Genomic DNA, 25,687 nt, shown 5'->3' with positions numbered 1-25,687 from the left:
GTGGTGCGGCGGCCGGGGTCCCGGGCTGCTGTTGATCTGCTACGTCGGCCCGGCTCAGCCGGGAGAACTCATCGGTACGTCGGTCCGGTCGGCCCGGGTGATGCCGGTGGCGGCCAGAGTCCGCTCAGCCGAGACGGTGTTGTCGTCCTGTACTGCCCTGGCCATCGCGGCGCGTGCGGGCGAGGGGGCCGTCTCCGGAGGGATCATCAGGAACAGGAAGTGGTCCTGGTCGCCCCGGGTGACGATCATCGTGCCGTCCCCGATGGCGGACCAGTCGATGCAGACCGTATGCCCCTCGACGACCAGATGGCCCGGTGTCCTGTCCCACCCGCTCGCGTCGAGACCGACGCGGGCGATGGGGCCCAGCCGCGCCGTCAGCGCGATGAGCAGGCCGGAGAGCTGGCTCTCGAGGTCGCGCGTCCTCGGCCACCATGCGCCGTCGAACGTCCCCGTGCGATGGGGCGGCGTCTCCATCCGCAGGACCGCGGTGCCGGGGAGCACCGGCTCACTGCTGGTGTCTGTCAGGAGCCTGACGGGGTGTCCTGACGGGGTGTATGGCGGGGAGCATGGCGACTCACTTCTCTCCCGTGCGGGCCCGGCGCCGTCCGCGTCCCCCGTCGCGGCGATCGCAGGTGCCGCTCGTTCCGGCACGACCGCGAGCCTTCTCGGGGGCCGGTGGCGCCGGCCCCCGGACAGCCGGCCGGGAGCAGCCGTAGGGGAAAGCGGTGATGCGCTCGTCGTGCTGTTGTTGAGCAGATGGATCAGGAGCACGCCCACAGTGACCATCGCCAGGAGCACGACCACGGTCAGGAAGGTCTCCATGGCCCTCACACCCCCTGTGCTGGATTCGGTATCGGAAGAGCGACTGGCGTGATGCCGAGTACCGGAGCGGTGACTGCCGGGATCCGTGGACGTGCGATCGAAGCGCGGGCCTCGTGGCCTCCTTCGGCGTCCCAGACGGCCTGCACGGCCCGGTCGGTCGGTGCCACGGTGCGCAGGCGCGCCGCCTCCTCCATCAGCCGGCCCGTGGTCGAGGTGCGCAGTGGGTCGCTCGCGGCGGCCATCAGCCAGGCGGCCGAGACGCGAGTCGTCTGCGCATCGAGCACGGCAGTCAATGAGGGAAGTTCCGCCCCCAGATCACGGGAGCGGGGCCACCAGGAGCCATCCAGCAGAGCCGGTGCCGAACCGGTGAGGGCCGGTGACATGCGGAGAGACGGAGAGGAGGGTCGGTCTTCGAGTGTCGGCGCGTACGAAACGGTCGCAGTCATGATGCGAACCCTGCTCCGGACCGGTCGGAACCAGCCCGGCGTAATCAATCGCCGAAAACGACACAAGCATGGAGGCCGGTGCGCGAAATACCCTCGGTAACACGAGGGTACTCCTCCGGCCGGCCGTACGGACTCTGCCCAGCAGTCGCGGTGCCCCGGGACCCGTTACCCGAGTCGACCGATCCGAGATGGCGAGTTGATGAACAGATCCGGCGGGCCGTTCCACGGACGCGATCCGTGCAAGTGTGGGAAGTGGACGGGCCGACGCCGAGCACCCGGATACCGATCGGCTGCGGCGGTCGGCCGTCTGTGACAGTGAGGAGCGCGCCATGGGCGCGAACACGGCCGAGACTGCGTTACCCGACACCCTTCAGAAGCTCACAGACCATCTGACGGCCTCCTACGCCAACCTGCTGACGGCCGCAGTCGTGCGGGATGTCGTGCAGGACTGCTACCAGCCGCTCAGCAACGCTCGTATCGCCAACTACGTGCCGATCCTCGTCGAGCACAACAGCCGCACCAGGCTACGACGACTCGCCCCACGCCCCGATCCCACGGTTCCCCTTCGTGAGGAGTCCGACGGGACACGAGGCCACTCCGTCACCACGGTTCTGCGAAGGCTTCGCATCGCCCTGACCCGCTCGGCATAGACACCGCGCCCGTTCAAGGCACACTGGGCACACGGGCCCGCTCGATCAACTGCTCGCCCGGTGCCCGGTCCAGGTCGCCTGCTCCCGTCAACCCCGTACCCGTTCCGCCGAGGCGGACGCCGCGCCCGTGATCAGTACGACAACGGGTTCTCAGGACAACGCCGACCGCTTCCCCGGCGGGGGCAGCTTCTGGAGCAGCTCCCAGAGCGGTCGTGAGCCTCCCGCCCACTCGCCCAGCGTTTCCCGGTCGACCAGATGCAGCTTCTGGGACTTCGCCAGCGGCTCACACCCCGAGGTGAAGCGTCCGTTCGTCACCAGAACCACCACGTCCCCGCCGTGCAGCTGTCGACCGGTGCCGTTGAGCACATGCAGATCCGGGGTGCCCACCGGCGATCCCGAGGCCCCGTCCTGCCGGTGCTTGCACTGGATCACCCACCGCCTGCCGAGTGGATCGGTCGCTGTCACATCCGCGCCGTTGTCCCCGGCCCCGCCCACCTGTACGGCATCCGCGCAGCCGTCACGGCGCATCAGGTCCCGTACCGCGAACTCGAAGTCCTCGTGGTGGAGCCCGTCGAGGTGGGGGAGCCTGTACCGCAGCCTCCGCACGTGCACCCGCTCCCAGCGGCGCTCACCGCCCACTGCGTGAGCCAGAGACCGCCGGCCCCGCCCACGACGGCGGCGAGCACGGCGAGCAGCCGCCAGTTCCCCAGCAGCCACTCACCCACGGCGACGCAGAACCCGACGCCCGCGGCAGCCGCGACGGCGAGCACCAACGGCTGGGGACCTCGGGGCTTCGTCGGGGTCCGGGCACGCTGCGGAGACTTACGAGTCCGCCGCACCGGCGGTCGGCGGCTCACCACCGCCCCCCGCCGACAGCGACACGACCGCAGACGCCCGGAACCGGAGTCGTACGCCCGCCATCCATGTCAGAAGTGACCTGTCCGCTGCTGAAGCCTCGGATCACCAGGCCCGCCGACGGCAGTATCGTCAGCTCGTGCCACGCTCCCGGAGCACAGCGACCGGCCCCCCGGACTTGTGTTCCGTCGTTCCTCACGTACGGATCGGTCCAAGGCACCGTGTCCTTCCTCGGCGCTCCTGCGCGGCCGCTCCGACCGGACAACAGGCATCGGTGCGGACATTCTTGACACTAGGTCAGATTTCCCGGCCGGCTGAGAGCGAGCGCCCCTTTTCGGCCGCGCCGAACACTCGTCCCCCGCCCGTCGCGTGCCCCCAGGGCACACGCGATCCCATCGGGTGGGCCCTCGACGGGGGGTGCGATTCCGAGCGGGACTCGGACGGTGATCGGATTCGTTGCGCCCCGGCTCTCGTCGGACGTCAGCCTCAGCGAGATGCTGTTGATGCAGTTGCGCTGATCGGGGGAGTCCGAGACCCCGTCCGCAAGGAGTTACCCGAAGTCGGCCGAGAAGCGCGCGTCGCGGGGCACGAAGACCAGGCGCCGGCGAGTCGGGAGCCCGGTCCGTACGGTGACCACGGCTGGTTCGGCCGCCGGTCTCCAGGCCACGCTGCGTGGCGATCACCGTATGGATGTAGCGGGCGTCCTCGGCGCCGCGCGCCGCGACGACCTCGGCGCGGATCCGGTCGAGCTCCTCGCCGAGCAGCTCCGTGTGATCTTCGAGCGACTCAAAGGGGGCGACAGGTACGGCAGCTGTGGACATCGCAGGCTCCTTGAGGGGCCTAGAGAGCGAGGGTGAGCGGACCTGCCGCACCGTTGACGCAGGTCTGGATCAATTGGCCCGGTTCACCGTGCAGTTCGCCGGTCCGCAGATCGCGGACGCGGCCGTGGACCAGCGGGACGAGGCAGCCGAAGCAGATCCCCCGGCGGCACCCGTACGGCATCGCCACGCCTGCCGCTTCCCCGGTATCCAGCAGCGGCACGGACGCGGACGCGTCGGCCTCGATGCCGCTGCGCTCGAACCGGACCCGGCCGCCCGGCGTCGCGTCGGCGTCCGCCGACGGTACGGGCACCGGCCGGAAGCGCTCCACGCGCAGCCGTTCGCCCGCCCCGGCCGCCGCCCAGTGCCGCTCCAGTGCGTCGAGCAACCCGTCCGGACCGCAGCACCGACCCGTCGGCTCTTCGCCCGTTCGGCCTGGTCAAATGCTGTCGGGGGGTGGGAGGGGCACGCTGGTGTGCGCGGTGCCCGAGGCACCGGAGGGTGCCGTGGCGGGTGTCGCCGAGGTCGCGCTGAGTGCGAGGAGCGCGACGTCGTCGGCGGGTCCTGCGGGGAAGGTGTCCAGAAGCGAGGTGAGGTCGCTGATGATCGCGGCGGCGCCGAGGGCCCGGTTGGTGACGGCGTGGTGGGTGAGGTGCGCGACCAGGCTGCTCTCATCGAACCCGGCGCCTTGGAGGGTACGGCCCTCGGTGAGTCCGTTGCTGTAGAGGAAGAGCGCCTCGCCGGGCAGGAGTTGAATGTCCCGGGAGACGAAGTCCGCCTGGTGCAGGGCGCCGACGAGCATCCCTCCGGCCAGGCTCACCGGCTCGGTTCGGGCGACCGTCCGGTCGGGTCCGCCGCGCCGGGCGGGTCGCAGATGGTGGGCCGGGAGGTGGCCGCCTCCGGCCAGGGTGAGGGCGAAACCGCCCGCGGGCTCGGGGGCGAGGGTGCCGAAGACCAGGGTGCAGAAGCGGCTGCCGTCGGGCGACGCCGACAGCAGAGCGGAGTTCAGCGCCCGCAGTACGGCACACGGGTCGCGCTCCAGCAGGACGGTGGAGCGCAGGGTGTAGCGGACCAGCGAGGTGAGAGCGGCGGCGGGTGCGCCCCGGCCGCTGACGTCGCCGAGAAAGAACGCCCACCGCCCGGCGCCGAGCGGGAAGACGTCGTAGAAATCCCCGCCGACGTCGTGGACCGAGGCGGTGGTGTAGTGGCACGCGGCCTCCAGGCCCGGCACTTCCCGGAGCGCCGGGGGCAGCAGGGTGCGCTGAAGGGTGGAGGCGTACGCGGCGATCTCCGACCGGTCCCGCTCGGCGCGCTCCCGTGCCGCGTGCTCGACCTCCACCAGTTCCCGTTCCACGCGGAGCATGCGCAGCGCGGACGGCCGCAGTTCGAGTTCGTCCATGACGAGCGCGGCCAGGTCGGTCAGGGCAGTGGCCTGGTCCGGTGTGATCCGGCGCGGCTTGGTGTCCAGGACGTCCACGGTGCCCAGGCGGTGACCGTCGCTGGTGGTGATCGGGGCGGCGGCGTAGAAGCGCACCCGGGCCGGGCCGGTCACCAAAGAGTGGGCGCGGGCGAGGGGGTCGTCGAGAGTGTCGGGGACGACCAGCGGGCTGCCGGTGAGGATCGCCGAGGTGCACAGCCCCGGGTCCCGGCCTATCTGCGTGACCCCCGCCAGCCCGTACGCGGCCTTGAACCAGACCCGGTCGGTGTCCACGATCGTCACCGTGGCGGACGGAGCGTCGAACAGGCGGGCAGCGAGTGCTGCGATCCGGTCGAATGCCCCGTCGGGCGGAGTGTCCAGGATGTCGTACCGCCGCACCGCCGCGATCCGCCGCGCCTCCTGCTCCGGCGACAGCTCCACGCGCTCCTCCATGCCTCCGCACACGCAGGCTCCGGCCGATGCGGGCGGCTATTCGGGCCGTTGGGTCCGGTCGTTGTGGGCGAGGCCGTCCGGATGTTCCTCCGTGCGCTCACCAAGAGGAAGAACCAGTACGTGGAAGGTCGTTGGGCCGGGCAGGCGCTGGATCCGCCCCACTTCCTGCCAGCCCCAGTCCTTGAAGACGGCACAGGCCGAACCGGCGGACTGATCCACCAAAGTGACGCCGAGCGAAGCCTGATGGTCGGTGAGCAGGCGCTCCTGGAGCCGGCGGGCGAGCCCGCGGGCGTACTGGTGGGGATGGACGACGGTTTCAAGGATCGCGAACACGTGTCCGGACGCGGTCAGTTGCTCCAGGTTCTGCGGCAATGGTCCGTCGAACCCCTGCCACCAGGAGCCGTCGCGCGGCACGGAGAAGCCGCAGACGCACCCCGTCAGGGCCTCCGCCTCGGCGACCAGCATGTCGAATCCCGGCAGTTTCACGTCGTCCGCCAGGCGGTGCAGGAACTTCTGCCGGTCGTGGAACTCCTCGCCCGGCTCGGCGGCGGAAGACTCCACGTACAGATCCGCCAGGTCCTCCCGCAGGCCCTCGGCCTGCCAGCGGTTCAGCCGGCGCAGCCGCACCGCGTCCAGGTCGAGACGCTCTGAGCCTTCGGGTTCGTGCGGTTGCCGCGGGGTGCGCATGAGGCGCCTCGGTTCAGGAGACCGGGAGAGGTACGGGACTGCCATCGTGGCCGATGGGCGGTGCGGCGCCTGGGTCTGGGACGTCTGTACAGCAGCATAGCCTCGGATCGGCGCCGCGCCGGGGCCCGTTGGGGGCACGGGGCCAGAGGGGCGCCGATGGAGCAACGGTGAATGCGTCGGCCGGAACCATCCGTGGGCAGCGGCGGTCGGACGGTGGAAACCCTGTTTGAACGCGGGCTGTTCGGGAAGCCGTCCGGTGTGCTTCGGACCGGAGGCACGCCCGTGCGAGCAGCTGTCGCTGCTCCTCTGTGTGCTGCGGTCTGCCGGCTCCCACGGTGAGTGATGCCACCGATCGGGGAGACACGTGCCCATACCGGATGTAAGCACGCAGAGCCCACGAAGCACACGCGCCCACGACCACGACGACGCGCCGGACACCGACGCTGCGTTCCGCCGTATCGCCGCCCTGCCGGACGGCCAGGAGAGGTCCGCGCTGCGGCAGGAGGTGGTGTGCGCCTGGATGCCGATGGCCGCACGGCTCGCCCGGCGCTTCCGCCATCGCGGTGAGACCTTCGAAGACCTCAAGCAGGTAGCCCAACTGGGCCTGGTCAAGGCGGTGGCCCGCTTCGACCCCGGTCTCGGCACCGCCTTCCCGAGCTTTGCCATACCGACGATCCTCGGCGAGGTGAAGCGGCACTTCCGTGACGACCTCTGGGGCGTACATGTGCCACGGCGTGTACAGGAGCTGCGCGGCCGGGTCCGCGCCGCCGGCCATGAGCTCAGCTCTTCGCCGGGCGGCCGCGAACCCTCCGTCCCCGAGATCGCCGCGCACACCGGCCTGACCGAGGCGGAGGTACGGCTGGGACAGGGCGCGCTGGGGAGCTTCTCCGCCCTGTCCATGGACGTCGTGCCCGGCCGCTCCGCGGACAGCCACCCACTGACCGACACCCTCGGCGCCATGGAGCCCGGCTTCGACCGGGTGATCAACCGCGAGGCCCTGCGCCCCCTGCTCCGGGCACTGCCCGAACGCGAACGCCAGATCCTGTACATGAGGTTCTTCTGCGAGATGACGCAGGCCCGCATCGGTCTGCAGCTCGGTGTCTCTCAGATGCACGTCTCCCGTCTGATCACCCGCACCTGTGGACGCCTGCACGACCAGGTGATGGCCGACCCCCGCGTTCCGAGGAGGGCCGCGTGACGACGTCCCGGGTGCACGGGCGGCGCCTGCGAACGGCCCTGTTCCGCTTCGCCTGTATCTGCTCTAGGCTCCACGCAGGGAAGACTGGACTGCGACCGTGTCAGGTACCAGCAGGTCTCCCCAACCAGGCTCCCAGCCCCCGAGCCGGAAACGAGGCCGGCCGGAGCCGCAGCGCCGGAGTGCGCGGCTCCAGCCTCCGTCCTCCCGGCATTTTCCAGACGGGGTGTTCCCACCAGTCCCGCCGCCGCGGAGGACAGCGCGCGAGGAAACGGTGGAGGGGGCCTCACATCCTCGTGGCCACGGCCGCCGCCGCACAGCGGCGGCGGCCGTCCGGACCGCGACCCCCGGCGCAGGGGCCGCGGTGGGTGGCGCGCCGGCTGTGGCGCGGAGTGGGTCAGGACCTCAGACCGGGGAGGGGTTCGGAGTCGTCGATGACAAGATCCTCGAAGGACTCATGATCCGTCGGCCCAGGGTTCGAGTCCCACCCGCCCCACTTTGAACGTGCTCTGACCTGCGGAAACGTTCCTCGTGAGGTGTTGGAGCGTCAACTTTCGCCCATCGGACTGAATCCGCTGCTCACGCCTTTGGAGTCCGGCGTCACGCGCGCCGCTTGGGGGATCTCCGTCCGCTCTGACCTGTGGCGGAGTAGGTGATCAAGGTTGTGTATAGCCATCCAGGATGGCTGCCCTGAGGCTCGATACCAAGATCCAGGGGCCGGGCAGGGGTTGGGACGACGCCGACGTTTCCATGCCGATCGTGTCCCGGCCGGCGTTGTCGTCCAGGGCGTGGCGGCCTGTGTGCCGATAGCAGACCTGGAGTTGAGTGGCGGCAGGTGACCGTTGAGAGGGCGTCCTGGCTATGGCTGAGGGGGCAAGGAAACGGCCCCAAGAGAGAACGGCCCCGAGGGGTTACTCGACCCTCTGATGTGGTGACCCACCTCCACTGTCGCGGAGAACGTATACGTCGGACTTCGTTCACTTTCGGCATGAGAAAGGGCCAGGCCACTACTGCAGTGCGTGGACCGAGGCTGAGAACACCGGGGGCATCCGGGACGCTGCGGGGACGATGAGGCGGGCGGTGCTGGGACGGCGGCTCGCGGCCAGCAGGGCCCCGGTCAGCAGCCGGTGGCGCCGGGTCAGCCGGGCCCAGGCGCGCTCGTATTCGTCCGGTCGCCCGGCGGCCAGGCAGCGGATGGCGGCCCCGGCCGTTGCCAGCGCGAGGGCGATGCCCTCACCGGTGAGGGCATCCAGGTAGCCCGCGGCGTCGCCGACGAGCAGGACACGGCCGGCGGTTCTGCGCTTCACCCGCTGTCGCAGTGGTCCGGCGCCGCGCACCTCCGTCGCGGCCGGGCCGCGCAGCGACGCGGTGAGGGCCGGGAAGCCGGCCAGGTGCTCGTCGTACCCGCGGCGGCTGCGGCTGAGGACCGCGACGCCCACCAGGTCGTCGCCGACCGGCGTCACATAGGCCTCGCCATGCCCGGACCAGTGGACCTCCACGAAGTCCGTCCACGGCTCGACGCGGTAGTGCCGGCGCAGTCCGTAGCGGCCGTGGGGACGGCCCGGCAGTTCCAGCCCCAGGCCGCGGCGCACCGGGGAGTGCAGGCCATCAGCGGCGATCAGCCAACGGGCCGTGGTTCCGGCGGCGGTGACCGTGTCCGTGCTCTGGCACACCTCGCCGACCTTGCCCGGCAGCATCCGCACGCCGAGGCTGAGCGCGCGCTGGTGCAGTGCGGAGTGCAGCGTTGTACGGCGGATTCCCAGCCCGCTGTGGCCGCGGAAGGACGCTTCGGCGCGGGTGGTGCCGTCCACGTAGCGGATGCCGCGCAGTTCGCGGCCGGTGACCTCGACGCCCAGTGCTCGCAGCGCGGCGACGCCGCCGGGCATGACGCCTTCTCCGCAGGCCTTGTCCACGGGCGCGGTCCGGGGTTCGACGACGACAGTCTCCAGGTCGGCGAGCGCGGCGTGGATGGCGGCGGCCAGACCGGCCGGTCCGCCGCCGACCACCAGTACGTCGATCACGCTTGCGCGGCCGCGGTTGGGGTGGTCGCGGCGGCCAGTGCCTGGCTCTCGCAGCGGATGCGCACGGTGAGCAGGGCGGCGTTGAGTACCGTGAACACGGCCGCGGTGATCCAGGCGGTGTGCACCAGTGGCAGGGCCACGCCCTCGGCGACGACGGCCACATAGTTCGGATGCCGCAGCCACCGCCACTGGTAGGGGCCGCCCGTCACCAGCGCCTGGCCGGGTACGACGATCACCCGGGTGTTCCAACGGGGTCCCAGGGTGTGGATGCACCACCACCGCACTGACTGAGCGGCCGCCAGCACGGTAAGCATCGGCCAGGCCAGGTCGGGTACGAAGGGTCGGTCGGCCAGCCACACCTCGCCCGGGCAGGCGACCAGCAGGCCGGTGTGAAGGGCGACCATCGCCGGGTAGTGGCCCTGCCCGGTCTCGGTCGCGCCGTGGGCGGTGCTCCACCGCTCGTTACGGCGGGCGACGACGAGTTCGGCGACGCGCTCGCCGGCGACGGCGGCCACCAGCAATCCGTACCAGATCATGTGTCCTCTGTTCTTCGACGATCCGAACTACCAGCGCAGCAGGACGAGTTCGCAGGCCATGCCGGGCCCCATCGCCAGCAGCAGGCCCGGCGTGCCCGGCGGCGGGCGGCGTTCGGCCAGGGTGTCGCGCAGCACATGGAGCACCGAAGACGAGGACAGGTTGCCCACGTCGGCCAGATGACGCCAGGTCACATCGAGTGCGTCGTCGGGCAGGTCGAGGGCCTCGGTGACGGCCTCCAAGACCTTGGGGCCGCCGGGGTGGCACACCCAGGCGGTCACGTCGTTCGGCTTGATCCCGTGGTCGCCGAGGAACCCCTCGACGTCATCGGCGAGGTAACGGCGCACCACATCGGGGACCTTCGGGTCGAGGACGACCTGGAAGCCGGTGTTCTTGATGTCCCAGCCCATGACGCGCCCGGTGTCCGGATACAGGTGGCTGCGGGAGTCCACGATCGTCGGGTCGGCGCTCTCGTCCGGGCGGTCTGGGCGGTCCGCGCCGCACGCGACGACCGCGGCGGCGCCGTCGCCGAACAGTCCGGTGGCGACCAGGTTGGCCATGGAGGCGTCGTTGCGCTGGAAGGTGAGCGAGCACAGTTCGACCGACAGCAGCACCGCCACGTGGTCGGGCCGGCCCAGCAGGTAGTCGTGCATACGGGCCAGGCCGGTGGCACCGCCGGCACAGCCCAGGCCGAACAGGGGCAGCCGTTTGACGTCCGGACGCAGTCCGAGGCGGCCCACCAGCCGTGCGTCGATCGAGGGGGTGGCGATGCCGGTGACGGAGGTGAAGATCAGCAGGTCCACGTCGGCTGCGGACAGACCGGCGGCGTGCAGAGCGCCCCGGACGGCCTTGGCGCCCAGGTCTGTGGCGGCGGCGATGAAGACGTCGTTGGAGGCGCCGAATCCGTCCAGTTCCTCGTACTGTTCGAGGGGCAGCGTCATGTGGCGCGAGCTGACCTTCGCGCTGCGGTGCAGCCGGTCCAGGACCCGGCGGTCGGTGTCCTCGGGCAGGCAGGTGCGGGCCACCATGTCCGTGATCTCGTGCTGGGTGCGACGGTGCGGTGCGAGGGCACCGTGAACAGCTGCGATCCGGGTCATACGGTTCCCGTCTGGTTCCTGCACTGGGCTGACCTGCTCTGCACGTGTTCCCCGGTCCGGGGCTTCGACACCCTTGATCGCCCGTCCGGCCGTTCGTCCTGGGGGCGCGGTGCTCCAGCCGGGTGGGGCCGGGGCGCCTACGATCGGCCGGGTGGGCACTCCCGAGCAGTCGACGACCGGCGGTCCCGAGGCGAGTTGGGCCGGCCGGGTGGGTGGCCTGGCCGGGTCGTGCCACCCCGGGCCTGTCGTGGCGGTCACCGTCTTGATGGCCGCGCTGGCCGTGACCGCCGGCCAGAGCGCCGCGCGTTGTGTGCTGACCGGCGCCGCCGTTCTGACCGGGCAGTTGTCCGTCGGCTGGTGCAACGACGCGTTCGACGCGCGCCGGGACATCGCCGCGGGCCGCCGTGGCAAACCCGTCGTCGACGGCACGGTCGGCGTGACGCAGGTGTGGGTGGCCGCGTATGCCGCACTGGCGCTGTGCGTGCCGCTGTCGTTCGCCTGTGGGCTGTGGGCGGGCGCCGTTCACCTGACCGGGGTGGCGGCCGCGTGGGCGTACGACCTGCGGCTCAAGGCGACAGCGTGGTCCTGGGCGCCTTACGCGGTGGGTTTCGCCAGCCTCCCGGCGTTCGTCGCGTTGGGGCTGCCGGGGCAGCCGTGGCCGGTCTGGTGGGTTGTCACCGCGGGGGCGTTCGTGGGGGTCGGCGCCCATCTGGGTGACGTGCTGCCGGATATCCGTGGGGATCTGGCGACGGGCGTACGGGGATGGCCGCACCGGCTGGGCCCGGACGGCGCGCGGCTGCTGCTGCCGGTGCCGCTGGTGGCCGCGTCCGCGGCTCTGGCGCTGGGGCCCGCCGGACCACCCGGCGGATGGGGAATTGCGGCGCTCGCGGTGACCGTCCTGGTGGCGGTGGCGGGGACGGTGCTGGGACGCCGCTGGGAGCGGTTGGCGTTCGCGGCAGCGGTCGCCGTGGCAGTGGTGGACGTGGCGTTGCTGCTGCTGCGCGGCACCGGGATCGCCTGACCGTTCGGCCTCGCCGGCCGGCTCACACCGTACGAAAACCCACAAGCGGAAACAGGAGTTCCGCGTCCCTACTGCGGTTGCCGTCAGTTCGCGAGTGCTGTCCCCGGTCGTGACCTCGGCGCGGCCGATAAGGCTGCCGTTTACCGCTTTGCCGGTCCACGCCAGTGACGACCGAGCGACGGCGCCACCGGCCGCCCGCACCACAACCTGCTGGTGGCGGCGGACTGCGAGGCGTCGGAGTTCGGTCGCGGGTGGTCAGACGATCAGGCCGTTGAGGGGTTCGGTGCCGTCGATGAAGCTGCCGGCGAGGTCGGACAGGCGGCGGTTGTGAGCGCGGGCGTAGGCGTGCAGTGCAGAGAAGGCCTGTTCCATGTCGACGTCGAGGCGTTCGGCGAGTTTGCCCTTGGCTTGTTCGATCAGTACGCGCTGCTCAGTGCGGTCCGTAGCTGTTCGTTGAGGAGGGTGCTGCGGTGGGTGGAGCGTTGTTGCAGGAGGCTGATGGTGGCGACGTCGGCGAGGGCCTGGGCGATGAGTGTGCCGGCCGGGTCGAAGGGGGCCGGCATCGGAGCGGAAGAGGTTCAGGGCGCCGACGACCTCGTCTCGCAGGCGCATCGGCACGGCATGGACCGCCGCGAACCCACTGCGGTGGGCTTGCGCGGCGAAGCGCGGCCAGCGGTGGAACTCTGTGGTCACGTCGGGGACGGAGATCAGTGCGCCGGTGCGGAAGTTCTCCAGGCGGGGGCCTTCGTCGTTCTGGAGCTGGAAGAGCTCCAGCAGGCGTACCTGTTCGCTGGAGGCGGCCATCACTCGGAGTTCGCCGTTTTGGTCGGCGAGCAGTACCCCGGCCGCACTCACACCGAGCATGCCGACACAACGGTCGGTCAGCAGGCACAGAAAGTCCATCAGATCGAAGTCGGCGACCAGATTGTCAGCCAGTTCGACGAATGTCTTGGAAAGGAGCTGCTGATCCGTCGTGCGCACCTTTGCACGGGGACTGGTCTGCGCCAGGGAAGGTGGGATGTGTCGTCAGGCGTCATCGCTACTCTGATCCAGGTTCGTGTCCGCAGCGAAGCGGAGGCGACGGGCGACCATGCCTCCGTCGTGCGGCTCGTCGGCCCCCGTACCAAGCAGGACCGGGGTAGCGATATCGGCATCGGTCCGCTGGCCGGTGTCTGGGTGCCTTGCCGGGCTGCCTGCTCGGCCGTCAGCCCCGGGAATCTGGCCGACCAGCCACCAGCCCTCACAGGGCACACCTGCCGCCCGCCGCTCATCCACTGATCCTCACGTGCGTGCCTCACCCTGGTCCTGCTGCGGTCACTGGATCCGTGCATGGTGCGCGAGGCCGCCAGGCTGCACCGCTGTCCGTTCTCCGAGGGGAAGGACCAGGGCCCGCAACACCGTAGGGCCTCGTGGCCTGTAGACCAGGCCGATGTCGCGCCATCCCTGCGACCGGAACCCGGCACACGCCGCACGACGGGTTCGGTCCACCAGGGTCGCGGCGAGCAAGGCCCGGTGGTCGGTGAGCAGCCGCTCCTGCAAACGGTCGGCCAGGCCGTGGTACCGCTCGGAGGGACGGACCACGATCCCGCTGATGGCGAAGAGCTGTCCGGACGCGGTGAGCTGCCCGACGTCTTGCGGGAGTGTTCCACGGAATCCGCTCCACCAGGAGCCGTCACGCCGCGCAAGGAATCCGAACGCACCCCACCAAGTCCGGTGCCTCCGCGATAAGCATGGCGAACCCCGGCCGCCAGGTGTCACGTGTGAGGCGGCGCAGGAAGTCCTTCCGGCCGCGGTGCTCCCAACCGGGCGCTGTGGCGCAGGACTCCGCGTACAGGTCCGCCAGGTCCTCCCGAAGTCCCTCGGCCTGCCAGCGGTTGAGCCGGCGCAGATTCAGGGGCGTCCTGCGCGGGGCGGCGGCCGGTGGTCTGCGCGCTTCCGCGGTCCGCTCGGCCCGGGCGGGGCACAAGATGTTTACACGGCGATGATCGGGCGGCTTCGATGCCGTTCTGCCGTGCCGCCCTCGACATCTGCCGGCCAAGCGGCACGCCCGCCCGGTCAAACCCTCGCCCTCCGGGGTTGGTCGCAGGGGCACTGTCCGCAGAGCAGGGGGTGGCACTAGGCTGCCTGGTGAGGCCCGAGACCCCGGCAGCAGCTCAGTTGCTCCGCTCCAGGGAGGCGCGCGGTGCACGCAGGTCTCGACATCAGCGACGTGCCACGCCCCAGTACGGCGGCAGAGCATCGAGCGCACCGTGACGTGATCCTCCTCTCGGCCGGTGGCCGACCGTGGTGAGCGCCACCCCGAAGTTGCCGACGGCATCCCTGGCCCGCCTTTCGGACCGGCTCCCCCTGGAAGTCGCGTACGCGACCTGCGTACCGGCGAACTTCACGCCCAGCCACGCAAGGAGTCCCCTGTGACTGCTACTGCTACTGCTACTGCTACTGCTCTCGCACCCGCCGGAGCCACCTTCGGCGAGGAGTTCGGCAAGGAACTCGACCGGATCCGCTCCGAGGTCATCGCCGCGCGCGGCGCCGAGGACGCCCGCTACATCCGTACCGTGATCGCCGCCCAGCGCGGTCTGGAAGCGGGAGGCCGGATCGCGCTCGCCGTATCGCTGTTTCCGCCCGCCTGGGCGGCGGGCACCGCCATGCTCTCCCTCGCCAAGATCCTGGAGAACATGGAGCTGGGCCACAACGTCCTGCACGGCCAGTGGGACTGGATGGGCGACCCGGCCATCCACTCCACGACCTGGGAGTGGGATTTCCTCACGCCCGCCGAGGCCTGGAAGCACACCCACAACCACCTGCACCACACGTACACCAACGTTGTGAACCTCGACCGCGACCTCGGGTACGTCGTCTTCCGGATGAGCGCCGAGCAGGCCTGGCGTCCGCGCCATCTGGCCCAGCCGTTCTACAACTTCCTGCTCGCTCCGCTCTTCGAGTGGGGCATCGCGCTGTATGACCTGGAGCCCGATGCCGTCGCCGCCGGCCGCAAGTCGTGGCGTTCCTTCCTGGACGACGTGAGCGGGCTTCTTGCCAAGGCCACCCGCCAGCTCGCCAAGGACTATGTGGTCTTCCCGTTGCTCGCGGGCCCGTCCGCGCTGCCCTGCCTGCTCGGGAACCTCACCGCCAACACGGTGCGCAACGTGTGGACCCACACCATCATCTTCTGCGGCCATTTCCCCGGGGCCGTCCAGACCTTCTCCGAGGAGCGCATCGAGGGCGAGACCCGCGGCGAGTGGTATCTGCGCCAGATCCAGGGCTCCGCCAACATCGAGGGCGGCCCGCTCTTCCACATCCTCAGCGGAAACCTCGGCCACCAGATCGAGCACCATGCCTTCCCCGATCTGCCCAGCAACCGCTATGCGGAGATCGCCCCGCAGGTGCGCGAACTCTGCGAGAAGTACGGCATCCCGTACGTCACCGGCCCGTTGTGGCGGCAGTACGGCTCCACCTGGGGTCGCATACTGCGCTTCGCCGTACCGACCCCCGTTGCTCAATGAGGGGTGGCGTCGGAACTGTTCACGGCGCCGTCGCTGGACGACGCGGACGGCGCCGGATCGCTGGGACCGGCACTGGGACTGGCACTGGGACCCGAGCTGAAGCCGGGACCAGAACTGGTGTCCGGTGCTGCGCTCGCGTCCGGCGCGGCAGGGCTGTCCGTCTGCGGCGCCGTGCCACTGGACGCACCCGGGGTGGGTGTGCGGCTGTCGGCGGGAGCGGGGGTACCGGCCGTGCCACCGCCCACCGAGGTTCCCCTGCCCGGCTCGTTCTTGACCACGGCCGCCACCGGCTTGCCCGCGATCAGCTCCACCGCGGTCACTGGGAGCATCGCCAGGGCGAACACCAGGCCCGTCGCCAGGGCGTACTTCTTCCAGCCGATGGACCTCCAGAGGGAGCCACCCCGATAGGTGGTGACCACGAAGGGCGGCGGCCTCGCGGCAACAGCCGTGGCGTCCGCCGGTGAACCGAACGCCGCCCGGGCGTCCGCGCGGTGTTCCGCCCGCTCCTCGCCCGGCGTCCTCGGCATCCCTACGGGCGGCACCCGGCTGCGGATCCCCTCGCCCGTCCGCCGGAAAGCATGCGAGAAGACCGCTGCGCCGGTGGTCGCGCTGGTACTGATCACAGCGGCGCCGATGATCGTCCCGGTCACCCCCAGCAGGGACGCCAGCACCGCGCCGACCATCGTCGCGAGTGCGCTCGCCACTACCTGCACAAGAGTCAGGTCGAGGACCTTGCGCTTGGGCGCCCGTTGCTCTTCGGCTCTGCGATGTCCCATCAATCAATGTCCCTTGACAGTTCTTTCAGCGGTGCGGACGGCGCAACGGGACGACTGCTCTAGAGAGCCAGGGTGAGCGGACCTGCCGCACCGTTGACGCAGGTCTGGATCAACTGGCCCGGTTCACCGTGCAGTTCGCCGGTCCGCAGATCGCGGACGCGGCCGTGGACCAGCGGGACGAGGCAGCCGAAGCAGATCCCCCGGCGGCACCCGTACGGCATCGCCACGCCTGCCGCTTCCCCGGTATCCAGCAGCGGCACGGACGCGGACGCGTCGGCCTCGATGCCGCTGCGCTCGAACCGGACCCGGCCGCCCGGCGTCGCGTCGGCGTCCGCCGACGGTACGGGCACCGGCCGGAAACGCTCCACGCGCAGCCGCTCGCCCGCCCCGGCCGCCGCCCAGTGCCGCTCCAGTGCGTCGAGCAGCCCGTCCGGACCGCAGGCCCAGGTCTCGCGGTCGTACCAGTCCGGGCAGAGCACACTCATGTGCTCCGGGAGCAGCCGGCCCGCGGTACGGGTGTACCGCGCGTGAACGCTCAGCCAGGGCAACCGGGCTGCCAGTCCGGCCAGTTCGGCACGGAAGAGGAACTCGTCCGGGCCGGGTGCGCTGTGCAGGAGCACGAGGTCGGGGGCGGGCCCGGGAAAGCGGCGGCGCGCGAGGGTGCGCAGCATCCCCGCCACCGGGGTGATGCCGCTGCCCGCCGTCACCATCAGCATCCGCGGCGGCAGCGGATCCTCCGGCAGCGTGAACTCGCCCTGCGCGGGGCCCAGTCGGAGCACGGTACCGGGACGGGTCCGGTGCACCAGGTGCGGGGAGACCCGGCCGCCAGGATCCTCCTTGACCGTGATCGTCAGCGTCCGGCCCTTCGGTGCCCCGGTGGGCGGCGGGGGCGAGGTGATCGAGTACGTACGCCAGTGCCGTACGCCGTCGATCTCCACCCCCACCGGCAGGTACTGCCCGGCCCGGTGTCCCGCCCAGCCGCGCCCGGGACGGATCTCCAGCGTGGCCGCCCCGGCGCACTCCGGCCGTACGGCGACCACCCGGGCCGCGGGATGGCGCGCGGACAGCAGCGGGTCGATCAGGCCGAGGTAGTCGTCCGGCGCGAGGGGAGTCGCGAGAGGGCTCACGAGGGTGCCGGCAAGCCGGCCCGCCGCGGCCAGTGCACGGCCGCTGCCCCGGTCGGCGAGACCGGCGAGAGCGCCGAAGAGGTGGGCCGTCGTGCCGGAGACGGCCGACGGCATCGACGGGAGGGCCAGTGTGCGCAGAACCGGCATGGGCAGGAACCCCTCTCTCACCACAGGGCGCACGCAGGTGCCGAGCGCGCCGGGCGGATCGGCTCGTCGGGCACATCACGGCGTCGCGTACTCGGGATCGCTTCGGTCACGTACGTCGCCCCCTGGGTGGCGGGCCGCAGCCGGCGTTGCGCCGGAGAACCACACCGGCACGGCCGGCGGCGGGCGCGGGACCAGAGGCGAGTGCTTCAGAGCACCGCCGCCGCATTCCGCCGGTGTGGTCCACGTACCGGCTTCCTGCGGCGGCGGTGTTTCCTGCGGGGAGGACGGTGTCACCGGCCGGCAGGCGCTGACATGTGCATCAGTCGTTCGGTGATCTCCCGGTACTGCCTGAGCGCGAGCCGTAGTTCCTCGGTCTGCGCTTCGGTGTCCGGGTCCTGCCAGCTTGCGCGCAGGGCGCGCCGCCGTTCCTTGAGGGTGTCGGTGAATTGGGTGGTGACGTCGTCGAAGACGGTGTCAGCCTCTTCGACCGCCTGGCGCGGGCTGTCGACGAAGGTGCTGAGGGCCTGTTGGAGGCGCAGGGTGAGCTTGTCCCGTTCGCCCTGCGCGAGCATGTCCGACGTCGGCTTGCGATCGGGGCTGGGGCTGTCGGCGTTGGTGCCGGGCTCGCGCTGGGCGTGTTCGGCGTTGTGCGACATCAGGTGCTGCTTCCCTTCGCGTGGCGGCGGTTCCGTGCCTGCGGCGCGTGGCCTCGCATGTCGTGGGACGGCGGACTGTGCCGGTCGACGTCGGTTGCCTGTTGGGTGACCAGTGCCTCGAAGAGGCTTCGGGCTTCGACCATGGCCTCCCGCATTTCCTCGGTGCCGCTCTGGCCGCGGGCCGCCGTGTGCATGCTGCGGTAGCCGGGGACCTGGTCGGGGTGGTGGACGGAGAGGGCGGCGAGCTGCTCTTCGAACTGTTCGCCGGGGAAGCCGCGGTCTCTCGCCAGGCCGGCAAGGAGTGCGTCGGCCTGGATGACGGCCTGCTGCGGCGAGTCGACGAACTGTTCCTGGATGTCGGCCCACTGAGCCCTGTACTGCGCGCGGGCTTCGGGCGACAACGGCTGCTCATCAAGGGAGCCGTGCTGCTTGACGCGCTCGCCGAGTTCCTGCTCGGCGGCCTTGGTGTCGCCGTCGTGGTCGGCGACGGCACGGTCGTACTCGGGTCCGAAGCGGTGCTTCAGCCCGCGCCCACCGCCGGCTCGGATGCGTCCACGTCCGACGATGAGGATGGCGACTGCCGCGATGCCGATCACGGCGATGATCACGATGGTGAGCATGGTGGCCTTCTCTGGCTCTCGGCTCGTAGGTTGTCCGGCTTCATTTGCCGGCCGCATCAATTCCGCGTTGGCCTGCCGGGTGGCGTCCACGCGATCCGGGCGCCACCCGGGGCGTTCGTGGTCAGGGCCTGAAGGCGTCCTTGGCCTTGTCGCCCGACTGCTTCAGGTTTCCTGAGATCTGGTCGGTCCTGCCTTGGCGTTGTAGTCGCCTGTTGCGGGTGGTCCGGCCGATGCGTTCGGTGACCCGGCCCTTGAATGCCTGGGTCTTGTGCTTGATCGTCTGTCCGACGCTCATGGTTGTCCTCTGCTCGTTCGCTGGATGGGCTCTCGTGCGTGATTGCCGTGCGGGCAGCCGTTTCCGCGGGTGGGAGAGCGTCTGGTGTGGACTACCGGCGGCTGCGGCCGTACCGGCGGCTACGACCGCCGCGCCCACCGCCGCCGCGCCCGCGCATCGCGAAGCCGACGATCCAGACGACCAGCAGTACGGCGGCGACCCACCAAAGGGCCTGCATGGTGAAGCCGAACCCGAACACCACCAGGATCAGCAGAAGGAGAAGCATCCAAAAGATCATTGCCGGGGCCTCCAGATCGCGGGAAGTTCCTGATTCCGCGGGGTCCGGGCGAAGCGGGAAGGTGGAATGCTGCCCGAACAATCCGGAGTGGCATAGCCCTACGCCGTGCTGCCAGTCAACGCCCGACAACCTCGCTTGTCAACGCGGTGTCGGCACGGGGGAGTTCTGCGAGCTGGACAGGGGCGGCTGGGGTGAACGGAGCCTCGGCGGGGGCGTCGAGTGGATCGGCCGGCGGCGTCGGCAGGACGTGGTCCTCCCACCAGGACAGGCTCATGACGGTGGCGAGGAGGACGAAGGGGACCGATGCCGGAACGATGAGTACGTACATGCGTGCCACCTGCGGTGGGATGCGTGCGACGCGGCGGGCAGCAGATGGACGGTGCCCGCATGGGGCGCATCGAGGCCGTGCCGGGACGGCATGTCGACGGCGGGTGCGGCCCGTTGGGGGCGGGGCGGGTTCCGGCACTGATGCGCGAGGTGCGCCCCCGAAGGAGCGCGATTGGTGATCGACGTTGCCGGGGGCTCGGGCCGTACCGTGCACGCTAGCCCTCGCCGCGCCTCCCGGACAGACGGCAAGTGGCCATCCGGTCTCGGCGGAGGACGCCGGCGTGGGCCGCTATCCGCAACCTTCGGGGAGGGCTAGTCTGTTCGAACAGGCCCTGGCCCCCGGCAGTGATGCTTTGTTCCGCTTCGGGGAGGCCCGCCGTGTTCGTCCTACCTTCTCATCGTCGCTCTGATCTTGTTCGGTTTCGGGTTCCTCAACCCCCTCTGGTGGGTGGCCGCGGCCGTGTTGGTCTTCGGCGCCACCCGCTACGGTCGCGATCGTGGCGGAGGCCGGGGCCGTGGCGGCGGGTCCGAGTACCGGGACCGCCGGGAGCGTCAGGACCGCTGGGACCGTCGCTGCAGCCGTCAGCACCGGGCGCGCTGGAGGCGCGAGGACCGTCGGGACCGCGAACGCCGCGGGTGACCGATGCACCGGCCTGGCATCCAGAGGCTCCGGGACGGCTTCGGCCACACCGGACGCACCGCAATCGTCGAGAGGTACGTGCCATGCACCGCACAACCACGCTCCCGGGGGATTGGTGGGATCTGACGGCCGAGACCTCGGTAGAGGACCCGGCGGATGAGGATGTCGTGGCGCTGCGCGCCGAGGTCGATCAGCTGCGGCGGGCGCTGGCCGGCCGTGCGGTGCTCGATCAGGCGTGCGGCATGGTGATGGTCCTGGCCCCCTGCCGCCGTGGGCCGACCAGGAACCTGCTGGTGGATATGTCACGGCAGTGCCACACCAGTCTTCCGGAGGTGGCTGCGGCTCTGGTCGCCGCCTGGGAGGGAGAGCCGCTCTCGCCGTTGATGCAGCGTGCGCTGCGGCGTGCGCTGCGGCGGCTTTACGCGGAAGACCGGGGGTGCGACTCACCACCGGCGGATGAGCCGACCGGAAGGGGAAGGCCATGATTCACGCAGCCGACGTCCGCGAATGGCGCAACTGCGACGTCGTCGATACCGAGGGCCACAAGATCGGTGTGCTCGAAGCGGTCTATGTGGACACCACCACGGACGAGCCGGCCGTGGCCACGGTACGGACGGGACTGCCCACCCGGTACCGTCTGCTCTTCGTCCCCATCGATGATGCGATCGCCGGGCCGGACTATCTCAAGGTCGGCTATGTCAAAACCCTGGTGAAACAGGCTCCTTCGATCGGTACCGACGACGTGCTGCCCGCCGAACAGGAGGAAGCGATCTTCAAGCACTACGGACTGGCCTACAAGCCCGGCGCAGCCGGCGAACGGCAACTGGCGCGCCGCTGACCGCCTATGGACAGGATGACTGCCCTGTGAGGTACGGACCATGCACCGGGTGACCACGCCCCGCGAAGAACGGCGGCTGTTGACGGCCGTGGCTTCGGCGGAGGAAACGGCTCTACTGGCCGAGGTCGTCGAACTACGCGCCAGGAATGAGCAGCTGGGGCGGGCGCTGGCGAGCCGTGCGGTGATCGACCAGGCGCGCGGCATGGTGATGGCCCTGGCGCCGTGTTCCAGCGGCAGGGCCTGGGACCTGCTGGTGGAGGTGTCGCAGCACTGCAACATCAAGCTCCGTGACGTGGCTGCGGCTCTGGTCGCCACGACGAAGGACGAGAGGCTACCGGAGCCGATACAGCGGGAGCTGCGTCGAGGGCTGCGGCGCCTTCATCTGGCAGACCGGCGGTGACGGCATGCGTGGCCGGCGGACGGCACCGGGGCTGTGAGCTCAACTCTCCGGTGCCTTCGTCCAGGACGGCCGTCGGACGCCTCTGTTGGGTAGCCCACCTCGTGGAACTCAAACACCGGCCTGGCCGTTCCCTGACCCCGAAGCCGTTGAGCAGGCAGAACGCTCGAGAGCGCCACTCCGCCGGCGGTGTCACTGCGGTGGCGGCAGGTAGACGGTGAGCGCACGTGCTGCTTTGTCGAGGTGGAGCGCGTCAGTCGCCGGACTCACTTCGCCGTCACGGGTGTAGTCCTCTTCCGCGCTCATTCCGTCGATCCGCAACCGGGTGACGGTGGTGGCCTGGTAGACGCGGGAGCGGGCGAGAGTGCCGGTGAGGAAGGCGGTGACGAGCCGGGTGCGGGCGAAGGGGTGGCTGCCGTCGACGGTGCGGATGTCGAGGAGTCCGTCGTTGAGGGTGCGGCGGTAGGAGGGCGCGAAGCCGGGCGGGTCGTAGCGGCTGTTGCCGGCGAAGAGCAGCCACAGCCGTCGGTGCCGCCCGTCGATGGTGACCTGGCTGGGGGTGCCGTCGGCGAGGACGCGGAGCAGGCCGATGCAGAGAGCGGGCCACTTGCCCAGGCGCGTCTCGCGGGCTTCGCGGGCCCGGACGAGTTCGGGGTAGACGCCGATACTGAAGGTGTTGAGGAAGTACGTGCTGGCACCGTCTGCGGAGGTGACCCGGCCGAGGTCGACGGCTCCGCCGCAGCCCGCCTCCACGGCGTCGGCGGTGGATTTGAGGGTCGTCAGTCCGAGGTCGGCGGCGAAGTGGTTGAGGGTGCCCGCGGGGAACACGGCCAGTGGCAGTCCGCTATCGATGGCGCGGACGGCTGCTGCGTTGACCGTTCCGTCGCCGCCGACGACGCCGAGGGCGCCACCGTTGGCGAGTACGTCCTTGGCGGCTTGGTCGAGCACCAGGTGCAGGTCGACGCCACTCGCGCAGAGCCGTATGTCCGCCAGCGGCAGGAGGGTCCGTAGTTCGGCTTCGGCCGGGGTGTCGCCGCCCGCATCGCTGTTGACGACCGCGATCAGCCCCAGACCCGCGGGAAGCGCGGGGACCGGGACGTTCGGCCGGGCGGTGTCGGCGGGTTCGTCCACGTGTAGCGGCCACCAACGGCAGGTCGCCGCCGCGACACCGACCCCGAGTGCGGCGCCCGCGAGCACTTGACCGGGCGAGTACGTGCCGGTGCGGGCGCGGAACACGGCGGCTGCCGTGGCCAGGGGGATGAACGCGACTCCCAGCCCGGGCGACTCCAGGGTGACGGCGGTCGCGAAAGCCGCGAAGGCGGCCGCGTGCCCGGCCGGCAACGCCCGGGTGGCGGGCCGAGGTGGAAGCCGGTGGCTGGAGGCCGATTTGGCGGCGATGCTGACGGCGGTGGAGGCCAGGGCGAGTGAGCCGGTGGCACGCAGGGCGGCACGGCGCGCGCCACGGTTGCCGGACAGACCCATGACGGCCGCGCCGGCCAGCCACGGCAGCATGGGGTGGGAGGAGGCGACGCGCGAGAAGAGCCGTGCATCGAGTGCGCGGAGGTGTCTCATGCCGACTGCGTACCCGCGGCGATGCCGACCACGCGGCCGCCTGCCCACGCGAATCGGTCAACTGCGCCTGCTGCGTTGCCCGTTGATCATCCGGTTCCAGACGCGACCGCCCAGGGGCGTCTCCACGTCCGCCGCCCGCGCGTCCCGTGGGCAGCCGCGGCTGCGTGGCGCAGAGCCTGTTTGAAAGCGGGCTGTCCGGGGACCCGTCCGAGGTGCTTCGGACCGGAGGCACGCCCGTGGGAGCAGATGTCGCCGCTCCCTTGTGTGCTGCGGTCTGCCGGCTCCCACGGTGAGGGACGCCCCCGATGAGGGAGACACGTGTCGATGCCGGACGTACGCACGCAGGGCTTACGAAGCGCGCACCGCTACGACGACCCGCCGGACACCGCCGCGGCGTTCCGCCGTATCGCCGCTCTGCCGGACGGCCCGGAGAGGTCCGCGCTGCGGCAGGAAGTGGTGTGCGCCTGGATGCCGATGGCCGTACGGCTCGCCCGGCGCTTCCGCCATCGCGGCGAGACCTTCGAGGACCTCAAACAGGTCGCCCAACTGGGCCTGGTCAAGGCGGTGGCCCGCTTCGACCCCGGTCTCGGCACCGCCTTCCCGAGCTTTGCCATACCGACGATCCTCGGCGAGGTGAAGCGGCACTTCCGCGACGAACTCTGGATCGTCCATGTGCCGCGGCGTGTACAGGAACTGCGCGGCCGGGTCCGCTTCGCCGGCAATGAGTGCGCTTCGCTCAACGGCCACGAACCCTCCGTCCACGAGATCGCCGCGCACACCGGCCTGACCGAGGCGGAGGTACAGCTGGGCCAGGGTGCGCTGGAGAGCTTCGCCGCTCTGTCCTTGGACGCCGTGCCCGGCCACTCCGCGGACAGCCATCCACTGACCGACACGCTTGGTGGCATGGAGCCCGGCTTCGACCTGACCGTCAACCGTGAGGCGCTCCGCCCGCTGCTGAAGGCACTGTCCGAACGCGACCGCCAGATCCTGTATATGCGGTTCTTCTGCGAGATGACGCAGAGCCGCATCGTCCTGCAGCTCGGTCTCTCGCAGATGCACGTCTCCCGTCTGATCACTCGCATCTGTGCCCGCCTGCGCGACCAGGTCATGGCCGACACCCACGCTCTGAGGAGGCCATCATGACGACATCCCGGGTGCACGGGCGGCGCCGGGCCGCCAGGCCCGATACTCGTCGTTCCGTGGAGAGGCAGACACTGACTGCCGCCGGACGGGCGGGCTTTGCCGCGCGAGGCGTGGTGTACGTCCTCATCGGTGTACTGGCCGTTCGGATCGCCCTCGGCCGCGGCGGCGAGTCGGCGGACCGCCAGGGCGCGCTGGCCCAGGTCGCGGCGCAGCCCTTCGGGAAGGCGATGCTGTGGGCGCTGGTCGTCGGGTTCGGCTGCATGGCGTTGTGGCGGGGCGCCCGCGCGGTCCATGGCAGGGGGCCTCGGCGCAAGGCGGCCTCGCGAGTGCTTGACGGTGGACGGGCGCTCTTCTACGCCGCCATCTGCTGGGCCACCGCCGCGTACGCAGCCGGGGGTGGCCAGGGCTCCAGCGGCAATGCGCAGTCGCAGGACTGGACGGCATCGGCACTCAAACTCCCCTACGGCCGGGTGCTGGTGGGTGCCGCGGGCTGCCTCCTGATCGGCGTCGGCGGGGTACTCGCCGTCCGGGCGGCCATGCGGCGCTTCCTGCGGCAGCTGGACACCGGCACCATGAGCCACCGTACGAAGCAGGTCGTCACCGCCCTGGGCGTCGGCGGAGGCGTGGCACGGGGTGCGGTGTTCGCCGCGGCAGGGATCTTCATCCTGGTGGCAGCCATCCGCTTCGACCCGGACGAGGCCAAAGGCGTGGACGCGACGCTCCGCAGCTTCACACAGACACCGGTGGGGCCATGGCTCCTGGTCGCCGTCGCGATCGGGCTGGTTCTCTTCGGCGTCTTCTCCTTCGCCTCGGCCCGCTGGCGCCGCCTGTGAGCGCCCGACCCAAGCCGGATCCGCCGGCTCCTCCCGCAGGCTCGCCCTTGGGCCCGAGCCGTCACCACGCAATGGTCAACACAACAGCAGAGAACCGTCCCGCCCCCGTCACTGACCGCATGTGGGCATGCGGAGCGGCGGTCCGCCATCTACCACCACGCGTCAGTGGGCCGGGCGTCGGCGCGAGCGCGATACCGAGCGCACGAGCAGGTACAGCACGGCGGCGATGACGAGCAGCACGCCGATGGAGAGCAGATACAGCATGCCGTCGACGACAGCGCCGATGACGACCAGCGCGATCGCGCCGCCGAGAAGAACCAGGAAGAAGACCATGGCGCTACGCCTCCTGGGGTCCTGGCGGATGGGCGGACCAGAGGTCGTCCACCAGTTGTGCCAGCGTCCTTCGGTCCCGCGCCTACCTCAATTTCAGCATGATCTAGCGCGGAACCCCGGGCGTTCACGCCCGGGAGGAAGCGCTTCTCTGGACTGCTCTGACTTGCGCGGGTGCTCGGGTCCGCAC

27 protein-coding genes and 1 pseudogene are annotated in these 25,687 nt (G+C 70.7%); 9 read left to right on the top strand and 19 right to left on the bottom strand.

Going from position 1 to position 25,687, the window contains the following annotated elements:
- Positions 1 to 54: 54 nt before the first annotated feature.
- Positions 55 to 822 carry a DUF5994 family protein gene (locus tag ACZ4RZ_RS47210; RefSeq protein WP_467753771.1) on the bottom strand — a complete coding sequence of 256 codons (768 nt, stop codon included), beginning with the start codon at positions 820 to 822 and terminating at the stop codon, positions 55 to 57.
- A 5-nt stretch (positions 823 to 827) separates the two neighbouring features.
- Positions 828 to 1,268, bottom strand: coding sequence for a DUF5994 family protein (locus tag ACZ4RZ_RS47205; protein ID WP_467753769.1), 441 nt, complete (start codon positions 1,266 to 1,268; stop codon positions 828 to 830).
- A gap of 329 nt (positions 1,269 to 1,597) precedes the next feature.
- On the opposite strand from ACZ4RZ_RS47205, the gene ACZ4RZ_RS47200 reads away from it, so the two are divergent.
- Entirely contained in the window at positions 1,598 to 1,918 is a 321-nt protein-coding gene (locus tag ACZ4RZ_RS47200) for a three-helix bundle dimerization domain-containing protein (protein WP_467753768.1), read from the top strand.
- A gap of 150 nt (positions 1,919 to 2,068) precedes the next feature.
- Here the strand turns inward: ACZ4RZ_RS47200 and ACZ4RZ_RS47195 are convergent, their stop codons facing one another.
- The 4 genes and pseudogenes from ACZ4RZ_RS47195 to ACZ4RZ_RS47180 all read right to left on the bottom strand — a co-directional run bounded on the left by ACZ4RZ_RS47195 (position 2,069) and on the right by ACZ4RZ_RS47180 (position 6,148).
- Positions 2,069 to 2,524, bottom strand: coding sequence for a restriction endonuclease (locus ACZ4RZ_RS47195; RefSeq protein WP_467753767.1), 456 nt, complete (start codon positions 2,522 to 2,524; stop codon positions 2,069 to 2,071).
- Between the two features lie 1,089 nt (positions 2,525 to 3,613).
- A pseudogene (locus ACZ4RZ_RS47190) lies at positions 3,614 to 3,994 on the bottom strand (2Fe-2S iron-sulfur cluster-binding protein); the annotation flags it as partial.
- A 36-nt stretch (positions 3,995 to 4,030) separates the two neighbouring features.
- Positions 4,031 to 5,461 carry a PP2C family protein-serine/threonine phosphatase gene (locus tag ACZ4RZ_RS47185; RefSeq protein ID WP_467753766.1) on the bottom strand — a complete coding sequence of 477 codons (1,431 nt, stop codon included), beginning with the start codon at positions 5,459 to 5,461 and terminating at the stop codon, positions 4,031 to 4,033.
- 36 nt (positions 5,462 to 5,497) lie between these two features.
- Positions 5,498 to 6,148 (bottom strand): hypothetical protein, encoded by a 651-nt coding sequence (locus tag ACZ4RZ_RS47180; RefSeq protein WP_467753764.1) that lies wholly within the window; start codon positions 6,146 to 6,148, stop codon positions 5,498 to 5,500.
- A gap of 364 nt (positions 6,149 to 6,512) precedes the next feature.
- Between ACZ4RZ_RS47180 and ACZ4RZ_RS47175 the strand changes: the two genes are divergently transcribed.
- On the top strand, positions 6,513 to 7,346 hold the full coding sequence (locus ACZ4RZ_RS47175; RefSeq protein WP_467753763.1) for a SigB/SigF/SigG family RNA polymerase sigma factor: 834 nt from the start codon (positions 6,513 to 6,515) through the stop codon (positions 7,344 to 7,346).
- A gap of 1,004 nt (positions 7,347 to 8,350) precedes the next feature.
- Here ACZ4RZ_RS47175 and ACZ4RZ_RS47170 read toward each other — a convergent pair.
- The 3 genes from ACZ4RZ_RS47170 to ACZ4RZ_RS47160 are packed head-to-tail and all read right to left on the bottom strand — an operon-like array spanning position 8,351 to position 10,995.
- The gene (locus ACZ4RZ_RS47170; protein ID WP_467753762.1) at positions 8,351 to 9,364 is read right to left on the bottom strand and encodes an NAD(P)/FAD-dependent oxidoreductase; all 1,014 of its coding nucleotides are present in this window, start codon (positions 9,362 to 9,364) and stop codon (positions 8,351 to 8,353) included.
- Positions 9,361 to 9,900, bottom strand: a complete 540-nt coding sequence (locus ACZ4RZ_RS47165; RefSeq protein ID WP_467753761.1) for an isoprenylcysteine carboxyl methyltransferase family protein — start codon at positions 9,898 to 9,900, stop codon at positions 9,361 to 9,363. The genes ACZ4RZ_RS47170 and ACZ4RZ_RS47165 overlap by 4 nt, the downstream gene beginning before the upstream one ends.
- A gap of 27 nt (positions 9,901 to 9,927) precedes the next feature.
- On the bottom strand, positions 9,928 to 10,995 hold the full coding sequence (locus ACZ4RZ_RS47160) for a type III polyketide synthase (RefSeq protein WP_467753760.1): 1,068 nt from the start codon (positions 10,993 to 10,995) through the stop codon (positions 9,928 to 9,930).
- A 151-nt stretch (positions 10,996 to 11,146) separates the two neighbouring features.
- Between ACZ4RZ_RS47160 and ACZ4RZ_RS47155 the strand changes: the two genes are divergently transcribed.
- The gene (locus ACZ4RZ_RS47155) at positions 11,147 to 12,016 is read left to right on the top strand and encodes a UbiA family prenyltransferase (protein WP_467753759.1); all 870 of its coding nucleotides are present in this window, start codon (positions 11,147 to 11,149) and stop codon (positions 12,014 to 12,016) included.
- A gap of 255 nt (positions 12,017 to 12,271) precedes the next feature.
- Here ACZ4RZ_RS47155 and ACZ4RZ_RS47150 read toward each other — a convergent pair whose 3' ends face one another.
- Positions 12,272 to 12,880, bottom strand: a complete 609-nt coding sequence (locus tag ACZ4RZ_RS47150; protein ID WP_467753793.1) for a GAF and ANTAR domain-containing protein — start codon at positions 12,878 to 12,880, stop codon at positions 12,272 to 12,274.
- A 1,547-nt stretch (positions 12,881 to 14,427) separates the two neighbouring features.
- Between ACZ4RZ_RS47150 and ACZ4RZ_RS47145 the strand changes: the two genes are divergently transcribed.
- Positions 14,428 to 15,519 (top strand): fatty acid desaturase family protein, encoded by a 1,092-nt coding sequence (locus ACZ4RZ_RS47145; RefSeq protein WP_467753758.1) that lies wholly within the window; start codon positions 14,428 to 14,430, stop codon positions 15,517 to 15,519.
- Here ACZ4RZ_RS47145 and ACZ4RZ_RS47140 read toward each other — a convergent pair.
- From ACZ4RZ_RS47140 to ACZ4RZ_RS47110, 7 genes are all read right to left on the bottom strand, one after another.
- Positions 15,513 to 16,295 carry a hypothetical protein gene (locus ACZ4RZ_RS47140; protein ID WP_467753757.1) on the bottom strand — a complete coding sequence of 261 codons (783 nt, stop codon included), beginning with the start codon at positions 16,293 to 16,295 and terminating at the stop codon, positions 15,513 to 15,515. The genes ACZ4RZ_RS47145 and ACZ4RZ_RS47140 overlap by 7 nt on opposite strands.
- Positions 16,296 to 16,354: 59 nt before the next feature.
- Complete coding sequence (locus ACZ4RZ_RS47135) at positions 16,355 to 17,569, bottom strand: ferredoxin reductase (RefSeq protein ID WP_467753755.1); 1,215 nt, start codon at positions 17,567 to 17,569, stop codon at positions 16,355 to 16,357.
- 290 nt (positions 17,570 to 17,859) lie between these two features.
- Positions 17,860 to 18,225 (bottom strand): hypothetical protein, encoded by a 366-nt coding sequence (locus tag ACZ4RZ_RS47130; RefSeq protein WP_467753754.1) that lies wholly within the window; start codon positions 18,223 to 18,225, stop codon positions 17,860 to 17,862.
- Complete coding sequence (locus ACZ4RZ_RS47125; protein ID WP_467753753.1) at positions 18,225 to 18,845, bottom strand: hypothetical protein; 621 nt, start codon at positions 18,843 to 18,845, stop codon at positions 18,225 to 18,227. Before ACZ4RZ_RS47125 ends, ACZ4RZ_RS47130 begins: the two co-directional genes overlap by 1 nt.
- A gap of 121 nt (positions 18,846 to 18,966) precedes the next feature.
- Complete coding sequence (locus ACZ4RZ_RS47120; RefSeq protein ID WP_356460416.1) at positions 18,967 to 19,140, bottom strand: CsbD family protein; 174 nt, start codon at positions 19,138 to 19,140, stop codon at positions 18,967 to 18,969.
- A gap of 91 nt (positions 19,141 to 19,231) precedes the next feature.
- The gene (locus tag ACZ4RZ_RS47115; RefSeq protein ID WP_467753752.1) at positions 19,232 to 19,405 is read right to left on the bottom strand and encodes a hydrophobic protein; all 174 of its coding nucleotides are present in this window, start codon (positions 19,403 to 19,405) and stop codon (positions 19,232 to 19,234) included.
- Between the two features lie 127 nt (positions 19,406 to 19,532).
- Positions 19,533 to 19,745, bottom strand: coding sequence for a hypothetical protein (locus ACZ4RZ_RS47110; protein ID WP_467753751.1), 213 nt, complete (start codon positions 19,743 to 19,745; stop codon positions 19,533 to 19,535).
- A gap of 722 nt (positions 19,746 to 20,467) precedes the next feature.
- Here ACZ4RZ_RS47110 and ACZ4RZ_RS47105 point away from each other — a divergent pair.
- Genes ACZ4RZ_RS47105 through ACZ4RZ_RS47095 form a run of 3 tightly spaced genes read left to right on the top strand, consistent with a single transcriptional unit; the run spans position 20,468 to position 21,622 of the window.
- On the top strand, positions 20,468 to 20,869 hold the full coding sequence (locus ACZ4RZ_RS47105) for an ANTAR domain-containing protein (RefSeq protein WP_467753750.1): 402 nt from the start codon (positions 20,468 to 20,470) through the stop codon (positions 20,867 to 20,869).
- A complete protein-coding gene (locus ACZ4RZ_RS47100) occupies positions 20,866 to 21,222 on the top strand; it encodes a PRC-barrel domain-containing protein (protein ID WP_467753749.1) in 357 nt (118 codons plus the stop codon). Before ACZ4RZ_RS47105 ends, ACZ4RZ_RS47100 begins: the two co-directional genes overlap by 4 nt.
- A gap of 40 nt (positions 21,223 to 21,262) precedes the next feature.
- On the top strand, positions 21,263 to 21,622 hold the full coding sequence (locus ACZ4RZ_RS47095; RefSeq protein WP_467753748.1) for an ANTAR domain-containing protein: 360 nt from the start codon (positions 21,263 to 21,265) through the stop codon (positions 21,620 to 21,622).
- Between the two features lie 189 nt (positions 21,623 to 21,811).
- Here ACZ4RZ_RS47095 and ACZ4RZ_RS47090 read toward each other — a convergent pair whose 3' ends face one another.
- On the bottom strand, positions 21,812 to 23,191 hold the full coding sequence (locus ACZ4RZ_RS47090) for a diacylglycerol/lipid kinase family protein (protein ID WP_467753747.1): 1,380 nt from the start codon (positions 23,189 to 23,191) through the stop codon (positions 21,812 to 21,814).
- A 324-nt stretch (positions 23,192 to 23,515) separates the two neighbouring features.
- On the opposite strand from ACZ4RZ_RS47090, the gene ACZ4RZ_RS47085 reads away from it, so the two are divergent.
- Complete coding sequence (locus tag ACZ4RZ_RS47085) at positions 23,516 to 24,334, top strand: SigB/SigF/SigG family RNA polymerase sigma factor (protein WP_467753746.1); 819 nt, start codon at positions 23,516 to 23,518, stop codon at positions 24,332 to 24,334.
- Positions 24,331 to 25,167, top strand: a complete 837-nt coding sequence (locus ACZ4RZ_RS47080) for a DUF1206 domain-containing protein (RefSeq protein ID WP_467753745.1) — start codon at positions 24,331 to 24,333, stop codon at positions 25,165 to 25,167. Before ACZ4RZ_RS47085 ends, ACZ4RZ_RS47080 begins: the two co-directional genes overlap by 4 nt.
- A 162-nt stretch (positions 25,168 to 25,329) precedes the next feature.
- On the opposite strand, the gene ACZ4RZ_RS47075 is transcribed toward ACZ4RZ_RS47080, so the two are convergent.
- On the bottom strand, positions 25,330 to 25,500 hold the full coding sequence (locus ACZ4RZ_RS47075; protein WP_384170436.1) for a hypothetical protein: 171 nt from the start codon (positions 25,498 to 25,500) through the stop codon (positions 25,330 to 25,332).
- Between the last annotated feature and the right edge of the window lie 187 nt (positions 25,501 to 25,687).

Source organism: Streptomyces sp. NPDC027189, assembly GCF_055566975.1.
The sequence above is the reverse complement of the archived record's forward strand: the minus strand, read 5'-3'. Positions and strand labels throughout refer to the sequence as shown.